Consider the following 527-nt stretch of genomic DNA (forward strand, 5'->3'; position numbering starts at 1 on the left):
TCGCTAGATGTCCGTTGTAGCTCAGTAGTCAAAGATTTGAGATGATTTCGTCACAAAACAACTGGATCATGATGCTGATTCAGCTGCTGCCCGGATATATTGGTGATGAACATTCCCTGCCTAAAGGTGGTACTCCTCTGGGGAGTGCTCGCTCGCCCTGCCGTGGGCGGGCGAGCGATTCCCACCGACTTCACGTTCCGTGATGCGTTCCTCCACGAGATTCAACAGCAACTGGATGAAGAACTGGGGCGGCGAGACGAGTACCGAACGAACGGTGTCGGATTGCTGGCAGGGTATGGAGAAGGCATCGGTTGACCACCTCGTTTCCGAAGCGAGGCGGTCCCAAGAGCGATAGCTCTCGTCGGTGGTTGATTTTCGTCTCGATCTTGACAACGATCTACCAGTCACCGGACTACTTTTGGTCAGATACTTGCCGCCTCAGTCGAAAGCACCGTACTCAAGGCTCATCACTGGTGAATAATGACGATTCAATCTGCGTTTTCATCGATAGAGCGGACATCTAGCGA

Annotated in this window: 1 pseudogene; it reads left to right on the forward strand. The window is 52.8% G+C overall.

The annotated features are described in order from the left end of the window. Positions 1 to 120: 120 nt before the first annotated feature. Positions 121 to 315 (forward strand): annotated as a pseudogene (locus tag ACR3FF_RS27375) (ISH3 family transposase); the annotation flags it as partial. Positions 316 to 527: the final 212 nt, after the last annotated feature.

Source organism: Haladaptatus ordinarius (genome assembly GCF_054177595.1).